Source organism: Methylobacterium soli, assembly GCF_008806385.1.
Taxonomy (GTDB): domain Bacteria; phylum Pseudomonadota; class Alphaproteobacteria; order Rhizobiales; family Beijerinckiaceae; genus Methylobacterium; species Methylobacterium soli.
On record NZ_VZZK01000006.1, the window covers coordinates 127,167 to 139,847 of the forward strand.

Consider the following 12,681-nt stretch of genomic DNA (forward strand, 5'->3'; position numbering starts at 1 on the left):
GAGGCTTCGCCGATCCCGTCCGGGCCGGATCCCGAGACAGACCTCCCGGCGGGCGGACAGCGCCTGAGCCGGCTGATCGCGCGCGACTTCCGCAACCATGCGGAACTCGATCTCGCGATCGGCCGGCGCTTCGTCGCGCTCGTCGGCGAGAACGGGGCCGGCAAGACCAATCTGCTCGAGGCGATCTCCCTGTTCTCGCCGGGCCGGGGCCTCCGGCGCGCGGACTTTGCCACGATGGCGCGCGTCGGCGGCCCCGGGGGCTTCGCCGTCTCGCTGACGCTGGCGCGCGACGAATCCGAGCATCGCCTCGGTACCGGCTGCGAGCCGCCGGGCTACGAGGCGCGCGCGAGCCGCCTCTGCCGGATCGACGGCGCCACCGTGCCCTCGCCCGTGGCCTTCGCGGAGTTCCTGCGGATCGTCTGGCTGACCCCCGATTTCGACGGGCTGTTCCGGGGCCCGGCCGGCGACCGCCGCCGCTTCCTCGACCGTCTGGTCCTCGCGGTGGATGCCGCCCATGGCAGCCGCGTCAGCGCCATGGAGCGGGCCCTGCGCTCGCGCAACCGCCTCCTGGAGGAGCGGCCGGGGGATTCGCAATGGCTCGACGCGATCGAGCGGGAGGTGGCCGAGCTCGGCGTCGCCGTGGCGCTCGCCCGCCGCGAGACGGTGGAGCGCCTCGACCGGCTCATCGCCGAGACCCGCGACGATGCCGAGCCCTTCCCCTGGGCGAGCCTGCGCCTCGAAGGGGATCTCGACGACCTCGTGGCGGTGTGGCCGGCGATCGAGGCGGAGGACCGCTTCCGCCTCGCCCTGCGCCAGGGCCGGCACCGCGACCGGGCGGCGGGGCGGACCCTGACGGGGCCGCAGACCACCGACCTCGTGGTGCGCCACGGGCCCAAGGACGTGCCGGCCGCGACCGCGTCGACGGGCGAGCAGAAGGCCCTGCTGATCGGGCTGGTGCTCGCCCATGCCCGCCTCGTCCAGGCCATGAGCGGCATCGCGCCCGTGATCCTCCTCGACGAGGTCGCGGCCCATCTCGACCCGCGCCGCCGCACCGGCCTGTTCGATGCGCTGGAGGCGCTGCCGGGCCAGGTCTGGATGACGGGGGCGGACCCGGCGCTGTTCGCGGAGCTGAGCGGGCGCGCCGATGTGGTACGGGTCGCGGATGGGCGGATCGTGCCGCCCGCCGCCCCCTGAACCGCGGGGCCGGCGCCGTCCAGGTCATCGCGGCACGCTAGGGTTCCGGACCCATGAGGCCGGTGCGCCCGGCCGCACTCTGGTTCAGGCTCTCGTGCGAGGAGCCCAGGGATCAGTTGTGACGACGGACGATCGGTTCGCGAAGATCGCGCCGCATCGCCGCACGCGACAGCGGCTCGGCCATCGACTCCCGCTCTGCACTCTGCCTTGACACCCCTCCGATACTGCTCGTGAGTACGGAATGCTGCCCGAATCTTGGATAGTCTGATAATTTGCTGCGCTGCGCGATAATACTGATAATATACTGTACAGTCGAAAAAGCGTTCATTGATGCAGGGTGGAGCCGGATATCGCTGTGTCGAGCTGGCTGAGGCGGCCATGATCGATTGTGGCTGGACTTTTCTAGGTTCAATGGCGCTGCGGCACGCACGAGGGAAGGAGGGCGCATGTTAAGCAGGCGAATGTTCACCGGTTGCGCGATCTGCGCAGCGATTGGATTCGTGGCGGATGACGCTTCGGCGCAGACGCCGAGTGGGATAAAGCGAACGATCACTGCGCGGATCGACGGTCCGGTCGAGGGATACGAGACGCTGGAAGTGATCGTCGATCTCGAGCCGGATTTTGTCCTTGGCTGGCACACCCATCCAGGCACCGAGGCGGGCTATACACTCGAGGGCGCCGGCGAATTGCTCATCAAGGGCGAAGCGACGAAGATGATAAAACCCGGCTTTTCCTGGATAACGGCGCCGGAAACCCCGCACACGCTGAAGAATGGATCGCAGGCAACCAAGCTGTTCGTCACATTCACGGTCCAGAAGGGAAAGCCTCTGGCGACTCCCGTTCCAGCGCCGACGTGAGCGCCCCCGTGATGGGTCCGGAGCCCGGAGCGCTTCGCTGAGGTGGTTGCCGGTTTGGCGCAGGTGAGCGCGTCGAAGGCTTGAGGTCGTTCCCGCTCGCGACGCGATCGGAAAACGGCTCTCGGGGAACGCCGCGCGGATGCCTGTCCGGGAGAGGTCGCATCCGACGAAGGGCAGCGGCTCGTCATCGGCCTGCGCGCAGGCATCGGCGCAGCGCGGCCCCTGCTGAGTCGGATGGCCCTGGCCGTCGCGGCGGAACGCCGCGAGCGCCCCGGTGCTTTCCGGCTCGGCGACGGCCACAATCCTGATATGCGACCATGCCAGAAACTCCTGGACCTGCGCGCCCGAATCCGCGACGGACTGCGCCGTCTCTCGCGAGAGGGCGTGCCCGCGCCCCCGGTGCGTCGGCGAGGGCCGTTCGAACCGCTTCCGTCCCGCTCACCCGCGCGACGGATTCCAGCGTGTCGGTCGGCCCCTTGACCGTGTCGCCGCGGGTGTCAGGACCCAGGGTGACCGCCCGTGTGTCGACAAAATTGCGTGAGGTCGACACGAGCGCCCTTCAACCCGTCACGCCGCCGGATAGTCCTGAGATTCCCATGACCTCACGCCTCGACGAGGCCCGCGCCGCCCTCCGGAAAACCTTCGGGTACGATGATTTCCGGCCCGGTCAGGCCGAGGTGATCGGCAGCGTCCTCGACGGCGCGGACGTGTTCGCCGTGATGCCCACGGGCTCGGGCAAGTCGATGACCTACCAGCTGCCGGCGCTGGTGGAGGATTCATTGACGGTGGTCGTGTCGCCGCTGATCGCCCTGATGCACGATCAGGTGCAGCAGATGCTCGGCTTCGGCCTGGCGGCCGCCACCCTCAACTCGACGGTGCCGGAGGCGGCCTCGCGCGAGACCTGGCGGCGCATCCGCTCGGGCGATCTGCGGCTGCTCTTCGTCTCCCCGGAGCGGCTGCTGATGGAGGGCTGCATGGATGCCCTGCGCAGCGCCGGCGTGCGCCGCCTCGCCGTGGACGAGGCGCATTGCGTCTCGCAATGGGGGCATGATTTCCGGCCCGAATACCGGGATATCGCCCGCGCCCGCGAGGCCCTCGGCAACGTTCAGGTGCTGGCGCTGACCGCGACCGCCGACAAGGCGACGCGGGCCGACATCGCCGAGCGGCTGTTTCCGGCGGGCCGCGAGACGCGGACCTTCGTCCATTCCTTCGACCGCCCGAACATCCGCCTGACCTTCGTGCCGAAGGACAACCCGACCCGGCAGATCGAGCGGTTCCTGAAGCACCGCCGCTCCGAGAGCGGGATCATCTACTGCTCCTCGCGCAAGCGCACCGAGCAGCTGGCCGAGAGCCTCGCGCGCGACGGCTTCAACGCCCTGCCCTACCATGCCGGCCTCGACCAGGGCACGCGGATGAGGAACCAGGACACCTTCCTGCAGGAGGACGGAGTCGTGATGACCGCGACGGTCGCCTTCGGGATGGGCATCAACAAGCCTGACGTGCGCTTCGTCTGCCACGCGGACATGCCCTCGAATGTCGAGGGCTATTACCAGGAGATCGGCCGCGCCGGCCGCGACGGGCTGCCCGCCGACACGCTGACGATCTACGGGCTCGACGACATGGCCCTGCGCCGCCGCCAGATCGACGAGAAGGAGGTGCCGGACGAGCGCCGCCGCGTCGAGCGGCGCAAGCTCGAGGCGATGATCGCCCTGTGCGAGGGCGCGACCTGCCGGCGCCAATCCCTGCTGGGCTATTTCGGCGAGACGAGCGAGCCGTGCGGCCGCTGCGACCTCTGCCGCGGCGGCGTCTCGCTCATCGACGGCACCGTCCCGGCCCAGAAGGTGCTCTCCGCCATCGTGCGCACCGGCCAGCGCTTCGGCGCCGCCTATATCTGCGACGTCGTCGGCGGCAAGGAATCGGACTCGATCCGCCGCAACGGCCATGCCGGCCTGAAGACCTTCGGGGTCGGCGCCGACAAGCCCGTGGCGGCCTGGCGCGCCATCTTGCGCCAGCTCTTCGCCGCCGGCGCGGTGGCGGAGAACGGCGACGGCTATGGCGGCCTCGCCATGACCGAGAAGGGCGAGGCGATCCTGTTCGGGCGCGAGCCGATCCGGTTCCGGCCGGACCCGGAGCCCCGGGCCGCCGAGCCGCGCGAGCGCCGCCGCACCGCCGCCCGCGACGACGAGGCGCTGGCCCTGAGCGAGGCGGACGAGGCCCTGTTCCAGCATCTGCGGGGCCTGCGCGCCACGATCGCGCGGGCCGAGGGCATCGCGGCCTTCATGGTTTTCCCCGACCGCACCCTGATCGAGATGGCCCGCGCCAAGCCCGTCGACCTCTGGGCCCTGCGGAGTGTGCACGGCGTCGGCGAGCGCAAGCGCGAGGCCTATGGCGAGCGCTTCGTCGCCGCGATCGCGGATTTCCTGTCGCGGCCCCCGGAGGCGCAGGCCGCCCGCTGAACGCTTTTTCCTCGTCTGCGCGGGGCGGCGTCGTGTAGGGACGCTTTCACGCTCCGAATCACTCCGACGCCCCCAACCGCACGGCTCCGTCATCTCGAACACAAGCGATTCCCGCCAAGGCAAGGGCCGGCAGGTCTTCTACATGCCGGGGTTCGACCCGCGCCCGCCCGAGACCTATTGGGGCCTGTTCCGCCGCGAGAGCCGGATCACCGCCGGGCGCCGCGGCCACGCCATCGCGGTCAGCGACCCGGCGCGCGCGGAGGACGGCCTCAGCCTGGATTGGACCATCGACTTCGACGGGGCGCGCACGCGCTACAGCCTCCTGCGCTGGGACGACATCGTGGGGGCGCGCTTCCCGCGCTCGAACTGGCGCCGCCTGCGCGACGTCCCGGCCCTGTGGTGGCGGCTCCGGCGCGTCGGCTATATCCGCCGCTTCCAGCAGGAGGCGCGGCGCTTCGCGACCGTCATCCTCGGCGTGCACTGGATCTTCCTCGCCCTGGTGGCCCTCAGCCTCGGGCTGGCGACCGGCGCCATGCTGGCACTGCCGCAGGCGGCCCGTCCCTGGTCGCTCCTGGCGATTCCCCCAGTGGCCTACGCGATCCTCGGCCTGATCATGGCGCTGACGCGGGGCAAGCCGCTCTACGTGGCGCATCTCGTCGACGACACTACCTTCACGCATGATCACGCGAGCGGGGCCGAGATGCGCATGCATGGGCGGCTCGACGCCTTCGCGGAGGGCATCCGCGCCGCCGAGGCGAGCGCGTCCGAGCTCGTGCTGATCGGGCATTCCTCGTCGAGCTTCCTGGCCATCGAGGCCCTCGACCGGATCCTCGCCATCGATCCCGAATTCGGCCGGCGCGGCACGCCCGTCTCCCTCGTGACCATCGGCAGCGTGATCCCCTGGATCGCCCTCGACCCGCAGGCGGGCCAGGTCCGGCGCGCCCTCGCGCGGGTGGCGGAAGCCGGCGCGATCGGCTGGCTCGACGTGCGGGCCGACTGGGACTGGCTGTCGATCCACCTGCGCGACCCGCTGATCGCCTCCGGCATCCCCTCGCCCGGCCCCGATCGCCCGGCCGTGATCCGCGTGCGCATCCAGGACCTGATCGATGCCGAGCTCCTCGCCCGGCGCAAATGGAACCTGTTCCAGATGCATTTCCAGTTGTTGATGTCGAGCCGCGATCCGGCCGCCTTCGACTACATCGTCTTCGTGGCCGGCCCGGAGCCGATCCACGCGATGATCGCGCGGACCTGCCGTCCGGGCACGGCGCAGGAGGCGCCCATCCTGGAAGCGGCCGCCTCGACCTTGAGCTGAGCGCCCGCAATCCATACCCTATGCGGGGAGCGGCGCGATCGATTGTTGCCAGCGCGGGCGCTTCCGCACTAGAGCCGTCGCAACTGCGGCCATCGACGCCGGGGCGGATGCCTTGTGCCCCGTCTCGCGCCGGACAGGCCCGACCCTCCGCCGAGACTGCTGCATGTTCCAGAACGATGTGCCCATCACCCCCGAGCTCGTGCAGCAGCACGGATTGACGCCGGACGAGTACGAGCGCTTCCGCGGCCTGATCGGGCGCGACCCCACGCTCACCGAGCTCGGCATCGTCTCGGCGATGTGGAACGAGCACTGCTCCTACAAATCCTCCCGCAAGCACCTGCGCGGCCTGCCGACCTCGGCGCCCTGGGTGATCCAGGGGCCGGGCGAGAACGCGGGCGTCATCGATATCGGCGACGGGCTGGCCTGCGTCTTCAAGATGGAGAGCCACAACCACCCGAGCTTCATCGAGCCCTACCAGGGCGCGGCGACCGGGGTCGGCGGCATCCTGCGCGACGTGTTCACCATGGGGGCCCGGCCGATCGCGGCGCTCAACGCGCTCCGCTTCGGCTCACCGGATCATCCCCGCACCCGTCACCTCGTCTCGGGCGTGGTCGCGGGCATCGGCGGCTACGGCAATTCCTTCGGCGTGCCCACGGTCGGGGGCGCGGTCGGCTTCCACCCGCGCTACGACGGCAACATCCTGGTCAACGCCATGGCGGTGGGCCTCGCCCGGACCGACGCGATCTTCTACGCCGCCGCGAACGGCGTCGGGAACCCGATCGTCTATCTCGGCTCGAAGACCGGCCGCGACGGCATTCACGGCGCCACCATGGCCTCGGCCGAGTTCGACGAGGCCTCGGAATCGAAGCGTCCCACCGTCCAGGTCGGCGATCCCTTCGCGGAGAAGCTCCTGCTCGAAGCCTGCCTGGAGCTGATGGCCTCGGGCGCCGTCATCGCGATCCAGGACATGGGCGCGGCGGGGCTGACCTGCTCGGCCGTGGAGATGGGCGCCAAGGGCGATCTCGGGGTGGAGCTCCACATCGAGAAGGTGCCGGCCCGCGAGGAGGGCATGACCCCCTACGAGATGATGCTCTCGGAGAGCCAGGAGCGCATGCTCATGGTGCTCAAGCCCGGCATGGAGCGGGAGGCCGAGGCTATCTTCGTGAAGTGGGGCCTCGATTTCGCGATCATCGGGCACACCACCGACACGCTGCGCTTCGTCGTCAAGCACCATGGCGCGACGGTCGCGGACTTGCCGATCAAGGAACTCGGCGACGAGGCCCCCCTCTACGATCGGCCGCACCGCTCCAACACCCACCGCCCCGTCCTGAGCGCCGCCGACGTGCCGGCGCCGGCCTCGCTGACGGACGCGCTGAAGCGCCTCGTCGGCTCGCCGGAGCTGTCCTCGAAGCGCTGGGTCTACGAGCAATACGACCACTTCATCCTCGGCAACACCGTGCAGAAGCCGGGCGGCGACGCCGCCCTGGTGCGGGTCGAGGACGGGCCGAAGGGTCTTGCCCTGACGGCCGACGTGACGCCGCGCTACTGCGAGGCGGATCCGGTCGAGGGCGGCCGTCAGGCGGTGGCCGAGGCGTGGCGCAACATCACGGCGGTGGGCGGCCGGCCCCTGGCCATCACGGACAACCTCAACTTCGGCAATCCCGAGAAGCCCGAGGTGATGGGCCAGCTCGTCGGCTGCCTGCAGGGCATCGGCGAGGCCTGCAAGGCCCTCGACTTCCCGGTCGTGTCCGGCAACGTCTCCCTCTACAACGAGACCAACGGCATCGGCATCCTGCCGACCCCGACCATCGGCGGCGTCGGCGTGCTCGACGACGTCGAGCGCCACGCCACCATCGCGCTGAAGCGCGAGGGCGACGCCCTGGTCCTCGTCGGCGCGACCGACGGCTGGCTCGGCCAATCGGTCTATCTCGCGGTGATCGAGGGCCGCGAGGAGGGCGCGCCCCCGCCGGTCGATCTCGGGATCGAGCGCCGCAACGGCGATTTCGTGCGCGGGCTGATCACTTCCGGGCTCGTCGACACCGTGCACGACCTCTCGGACGGAGGCCTCGCGGTCGCCCTCGCGGAGATGGCCATGGCGGGCCATATCGGCGCGGCCCTGCCCGAGGTCCCGGTCGATCTCCCGGCCCACGCCTACCTGTTCGGCGAGGACCAGGGCCGCTACCTCCTGGCGGTGGATGCCGAGACGGTGACCGACATCCTCTACAGCGCCGCCGCGCAGGGCATCGACGCGGCGGTCGTCGGCATCACCGGCACCGATCATTTGACCCTGCCGGGCGGGCAGACCATATCGGTCGAGGAGTTGCGCCGCGCCCACGAGGATTGGTTCCCCACCTACATGGCGAGCCAGCCGGCCGGCGTGGCGGCCTGAGCCGCCCTCCCCCGAGATGCTGCAGGAGTGACACGATGCCGATGGATGCGCGCGAGATCGAGACGATGATCCGCGAGGCGCTGCCCGACGCCCAGGTGGAGATCCGGGATCTCGCCGGCGACGGCGACCATTACGCCGCCACCGTTCTGTCGTCGGCCTTCAAGGGCAAGACGCGGGTGGCCCAGCACCAGATGGTCTACGGGGCGCTCCAGGGGCGGATGGGGGGCGTGCTCCACGCGCTTGCGCTGACGACGGGCGTCCCGCAGGATTAGGCTCCCGCCGGATCGCGAGGAGCTTGCGCCTGATGGACCAGCCGACGCTCGACGACGACCACGCGGCGCCGCCGCGCGACCACGCGCAGGGGCCTGGCCGTCGCGAATGCCCGGCCGCGGTGTTGAAAAAGACCGGCGACCATCCCTAAATCAAGCGCATCGAGCAAGGACGAGACCATGACCGACGTCAACGCAGCCATCGAGACCGAGATCAAGTCGCAGGACGTGGTCGTGTTCATGAAGGGCACGCCGCAATTCCCCATGTGCGGCTTCTCGGGCCAGGTGGTCCAGATCCTCAATCACCTCGGGGTGCCGTTCAAGGGCGTGAACGTCCTCGACGACATGGCGATCCGCGACGGCATCAAGGCCTATTCGAACTGGCCGACCATCCCGCAGATCTACGTGAAGGGCGAGTTCGTCGGCGGCTGCGACATCACCCGCGAGATGTTCCAGTCGGGCGAGCTGCAGCAATTCCTGTCCGAGAAGGGCGTGCCGCTGAAGACTGCAGCAGCCTGATGCGGGCAGCCTGATCCGGGCGGAATCCCGGATCCCGGGATCTTCGGAAATGGGCGCCGCGGGCGCCCTTTTTCGTGGGATCCGGGAAACGATCGGGCTCACCGGCGCTTGCCTCGTTCAGGAGGCCCGCTCGCGGGCCCGGTCTCGGGGGATCGCTGCCATGCGCGACGTCATCATCGTGGGCGGTGGCCCGGCCGGCCTCAACGCGGCGCTGATCCTCGGGCGCTGTCGGCGCAACGTCCTCCTCTGCGACAAGGGTGAGCCCCGCAACGCCGTCACGCCGCGCACCTGGGGCGTCTTCACGCGGGACGGGACGCCCCCCTTCGAGCTGCGGGCGGCGGCGCAGGCGGATCTCGACCGCTACCCCACGGTCGAGCGGCGCGACATCGCCGTCGTGAGCGCTCGCCGGGACGGGGACGGGTTCGCGGTGCGGCTGTCCGACGGGACCAGCGAGCGCGCCCGTCGCCTGATCCTGGCGACCGGTCTCCACCAGGAGCCGCCCGAGATCGCGGGCTTTGCCGAGCACTGGGGCACGGGCGTCCATTCCTGCCCCTATTGCGATGGCTACGAGGCGCGCGACGAGCCCCTCGTCGCCTACGCGCATGGGCCGGCCGCGAAGGGCTTCGCCCTGGAGCTGACGGCCTGGAGCCGCGACGTCACGCTCTGCACGGACGGGAACCCCACCGACCTGTCCGACGCGGATTGCGACCGCCTCGCGCGCCACGGCGTCCGAATCGTCACGGACCGGGTGCGGCGCCTCCACGGCGACGGGACGCGCCCGACGCATCTCGAACTCGCCGAGGGCGGCACGCTGCCCTGCCGCGCCGTGTTCCTGATGCCCGCCGCGTGCCAGCCCTCGGACCTCATCCGCGAGCTCGGCTGCGACCTCACCCCGAAAGGCATCGTGCCGACCCGCGACTACGAGAAGACGAACGTGCCGGGCCTGTTCGTGGCGGGTGATGCCTCGCGCCGGGTCCAGTTCGCCGTCGTGGCCGCCGCCGAGGGCGCGATGGCGGCGTTCGCGGTGAACACGGAGCTTCTGAGCGAGGACACGCGCTGAGCCTCACGCCGCCGGGCGGCCGGCGCGCATCGGATGCCCGACCCGGATGGGCGGCAGCATCGCAGGGCGAACCCCGCGAGGACCACGAACGCCCTCGCAGCGAGGTCTGGCCGCGGATCACGGCCGGCCGGCGCTCCTCCGGGCGCTGTGGAAGATCGAGATGCCGTTCACCCAGGCGACCAGCGTGTACGAGATGATCATCAGGAGAAACCACGAGGTCAGCTTCGAGAACGGGACGAGCGACCATCGCAGCCTCTGGCTGGGGTACAGCCAGGTGCCCGTTGCCGTGCCGATATTCTCCGCGAACCAGATGAACAGCGCGACCAGGGTGAGCCCGAGGAGGAGCGGCATGCGGCGGTGGGTGCGCCAGACCTTGAAGTAGACCGTCGTCCTGGCGAAGAGCAGGATTGCGGCCAGGATCAACCCGACGCGGATGTCCAGCACGCGGTGATTGGTCAGGAAATTCACGTAGGTCGCCGCCGACAGCGCGGCGAGTGCCGCGAGCGGGGGGTGCAGCGTGAACCGGAAGTCGAAGAGGCGCCAAACCCGGGCGAGGTAGCTTCCGACGGCCGCGTACATGAAGCCGGTGAAGAGGGGCACGCCGCCGATGCGGAAGAGGCTCGCCTCCGGATAGACCCAACTTCCGATTGCTGTCTTGTGAACCTCCATGATCGTTCCGATGACGTGGAAGATCAGGATGACCTTGGCCTCGTCCAGGGTTTCGAGCCGCAGCCAGAGCATGAGGACCTGGATGGCAATCGCCGTGAGGAACAGGAAATCATAACGCGTCAGCGGCGCGCCGACCGGGTAGGCCCAATAGGTGAGGATGAGGAAACCGAGGAGAATGGCCCCGAACAGGCAGGCCCAGGCCTGCTTCACCCCGAATCTCAGGAATTCGTAGGCCGCCAGGGTGAGCGGCCCGCGGGCTGCCGCCGCGGCTCCGAGACGCGCATCCGCCTCGATGTAGCGGGCGAGCGGCGGCCATGCCGCGGCGGCGCTCTCCTGCGTACCGCGCCGAGGGTTCCTGGCTCGCTGATACTTGTCTGGCTCGATCACGCACACGCTCTCCCGCGGTACGCTCTCGCACAGGGCCTGCGGGATCGCCACGAAAGGCTGCGCGCCCGGCCTCTTTCCGCGTTCGGGCGGGTCCGCTCGGGGACAGCCCGCGGGGTCGCGCGTTGATCTTCGCCCGATCCTTCGAGGGCGCCCCACTCGTGTCACCCAGGATGCCCGCACGCATGACCCCTCCCGTCCATCCGCACACGCCCCGCGTCGCGATCGCCTGCGGCTGCGAACTCGGCGAGGAGATCCTCTGGGATCCCCGCTCCGACACGCTGGTCTGGGTCGATATCGAGAACCCGGCGGTCTGGCGCCATCGCCCCGAGACCGACGCGACGCGGCGCCTGGCGCTCGATGAGACCATCAGCTTCGCCGTGCTGACCCCCGACCCGGACGTGGTGCTGGCGGGATTTCGCTCCGGCGTCGCGCTCCTCAACCTCGAGACCGGCGCCCGGACATCCCTGGTGCGGCCCGATCCCCATCCGCCGAACAACCGCCTCAACAGCGGCGCCGTCGGACCGGACGGTGCCCTCTGGTTCAGCAGCATGGACGATGCGGAGACGCAGCCCACCGGCGGCTTCCACCGCTGGGACGGCACCACCCTGACGGATTTCGGCGGATCGGCGGCGGTCACCAACGGTCCGGTGCTCAGCCCCGATGGAGGCCTGGTCTACTCGATCGACACCGCCAGCAACGTGGTGCGGGTGCACGATTACGACGGCACCCGGCTGGGCGAACCTCGCCCGCTGATCGTGTTCGAGGCGGGCTGGGGCAAGCCGGATGGGATCACGGTCGATGCCGAGGGGCATCTCTGGATCTGCCACTACGCGGGCTCGCGCATCACCCGCTTCACGCCGGACGGCCGCATCGAGCGCATCCTGCCGGTGCCGACCGCCCTGGTGACGAAATGCGCCTTCGCCGGTCCTGACCTCACCACCCTCTACATCACCACCTGCCGGCGCGGGCGGGATCCGGCCATCGACCCGATGGCGGGCCATGTCTTCGTGGTGGAGACCGATATCCGGGGAGAGGCGGGGCGCATCTTCCGCGGGGCGGGCCTCTGAGGCCGAGGCCGTGACGCGTCGGAGCCCGCGCTGGATTTGGCCAGGCGCGATGCGAACACTGAGTCGGCGCCCAGGGCGACTTCGCCCCCATCGTAACGGGAAGTCTGCGTGCGCTTTCGCACCGCCGCCCCGGGTAACCGGTGTAATGATTGATTATCGATGAACGGGCGACGACTTTCGGAACTTGTTCCGCTTATCCCCGTTATTCGCATATGGCCGAGGTTGCCCGGCCATCCCGAACTCTCTCGCCACGCCGGTGCGAGGCCATTCATGCCCGTGTTCGACGCCAAGAATCTGGATTGCGAGTTCGAGGGGCAGGCCCTGCTTGCCGCCATCCTTCACCCGACGCGCGCCGAGCAGGTGCGGGCCCGGATCAACGGGCGCCGCCGCACCATGCAGCCCGCGACCATGACCGACGCGACCACGATCGAGCCGCGCTTCCCCGTGCGCGCCGACGAGTTCGCCTCGACGCCGGTCCCCACGACCTGAGCGGGCCCGGGTT

The 12,681-nt window shown here is 70.0% G+C and carries 11 protein-coding genes; 10 read left to right on the forward strand and 1 reads right to left on the reverse strand.

The window, feature by feature from the left end:
• Positions 1 to 12: 12 nt before the first annotated feature.
• From recF to F6X53_RS07755, 8 genes are all read left to right on the forward strand, one after another.
• Positions 13 to 1,194, forward strand: a complete 1,182-nt coding sequence (gene recF, locus F6X53_RS07720; protein WP_150999350.1) for a DNA replication/repair protein RecF — start codon at positions 13 to 15, stop codon at positions 1,192 to 1,194.
• Positions 1,195 to 1,640: 446 nt separating this feature from the next.
• The gene (locus F6X53_RS07725; protein WP_150999171.1) at positions 1,641 to 2,051 is read left to right on the forward strand and encodes a cupin domain-containing protein; all 411 of its coding nucleotides are present in this window, start codon (positions 1,641 to 1,643) and stop codon (positions 2,049 to 2,051) included.
• A 596-nt stretch (positions 2,052 to 2,647) separates the two neighbouring features.
• Complete coding sequence (gene recQ / locus F6X53_RS07730) at positions 2,648 to 4,507, forward strand: DNA helicase RecQ (protein WP_150999172.1); 1,860 nt, start codon at positions 2,648 to 2,650, stop codon at positions 4,505 to 4,507.
• 142 nt (positions 4,508 to 4,649) lie between these two features.
• A complete protein-coding gene (locus tag F6X53_RS07735; protein WP_150999174.1) occupies positions 4,650 to 5,819 on the forward strand; it encodes a hydrolase in 1,170 nt (389 codons plus the stop codon).
• Positions 5,820 to 5,982: 163 nt separating this feature from the next.
• Positions 5,983 to 8,208: a phosphoribosylformylglycinamidine synthase subunit PurL gene (gene purL, locus F6X53_RS07740; RefSeq protein ID WP_150999175.1), complete on the forward strand. Its 2,226-nt coding sequence runs from the start codon at positions 5,983 to 5,985 to the stop codon at positions 8,206 to 8,208.
• 35 nt (positions 8,209 to 8,243) lie between these two features.
• Entirely contained in the window at positions 8,244 to 8,480 is a 237-nt protein-coding gene (locus tag F6X53_RS07745; protein WP_150999177.1) for a BolA family protein, read from the forward strand.
• Between the two features lie 177 nt (positions 8,481 to 8,657).
• Entirely contained in the window at positions 8,658 to 8,996 is a 339-nt protein-coding gene (gene grxD / locus F6X53_RS07750) for a Grx4 family monothiol glutaredoxin (protein WP_150999179.1), read from the forward strand.
• A 160-nt stretch (positions 8,997 to 9,156) separates the two neighbouring features.
• On the forward strand, positions 9,157 to 10,056 hold the full coding sequence (locus F6X53_RS07755) for an NAD(P)/FAD-dependent oxidoreductase (RefSeq protein ID WP_150999181.1): 900 nt from the start codon (positions 9,157 to 9,159) through the stop codon (positions 10,054 to 10,056).
• A 117-nt stretch (positions 10,057 to 10,173) separates the two neighbouring features.
• Here the strand turns inward: F6X53_RS07755 and F6X53_RS07760 are convergent, their stop codons facing one another.
• The gene (locus tag F6X53_RS07760; protein ID WP_238296315.1) at positions 10,174 to 11,112 is read right to left on the reverse strand and encodes a DUF817 domain-containing protein; all 939 of its coding nucleotides are present in this window, start codon (positions 11,110 to 11,112) and stop codon (positions 10,174 to 10,176) included.
• A gap of 182 nt (positions 11,113 to 11,294) precedes the next feature.
• On the opposite strand from F6X53_RS07760, the gene F6X53_RS07765 reads away from it, so the two are divergent.
• Entirely contained in the window at positions 11,295 to 12,179 is an 885-nt protein-coding gene (locus F6X53_RS07765) for an SMP-30/gluconolactonase/LRE family protein (protein WP_150999183.1), read from the forward strand.
• A gap of 270 nt (positions 12,180 to 12,449) precedes the next feature.
• The gene (locus F6X53_RS07770) at positions 12,450 to 12,668 is read left to right on the forward strand and encodes a hypothetical protein (RefSeq protein WP_150999184.1); all 219 of its coding nucleotides are present in this window, start codon (positions 12,450 to 12,452) and stop codon (positions 12,666 to 12,668) included.
• Positions 12,669 to 12,681 lie beyond the last annotated feature (13 nt).

Excerpts from the sequence above, each read along its gene's own strand:
- F6X53_RS07735 (WP_150999174.1), top strand. The coding sequence starts at position 4,650 with ATGCCGGGGTTCGACCCGCGCCCGCCCGAGACCTATTGGGGCCTGTTC.
- F6X53_RS07755 (WP_150999181.1), top strand. The coding sequence starts at position 9,157 with ATGCGCGACGTCATCATCGTGGGCGGTGGCCCGGCCGGCCTCAACGCG.
- F6X53_RS07770 (WP_150999184.1), top strand. The coding sequence starts at position 12,450 with ATGCCCGTGTTCGACGCCAAGAATCTGGATTGCGAGTTCGAGGGGCAG.
- F6X53_RS07745 (WP_150999177.1), top strand. The coding sequence starts at position 8,244 with ATGCCGATGGATGCGCGCGAGATCGAGACGATGATCCGCGAGGCGCTG.
- F6X53_RS07765 (WP_150999183.1), top strand. The coding sequence starts at position 11,295 with ATGACCCCTCCCGTCCATCCGCACACGCCCCGCGTCGCGATCGCCTGC.
- recQ (WP_150999172.1), top strand. The coding sequence starts at position 2,648 with ATGACCTCACGCCTCGACGAGGCCCGCGCCGCCCTCCGGAAAACCTTC.
- purL (WP_150999175.1), top strand. The coding sequence starts at position 5,983 with ATGTTCCAGAACGATGTGCCCATCACCCCCGAGCTCGTGCAGCAGCAC.
- F6X53_RS07725 (WP_150999171.1), top strand. The coding sequence starts at position 1,641 with ATGTTAAGCAGGCGAATGTTCACCGGTTGCGCGATCTGCGCAGCGATT.
- grxD (WP_150999179.1), top strand. The coding sequence starts at position 8,658 with ATGACCGACGTCAACGCAGCCATCGAGACCGAGATCAAGTCGCAGGAC.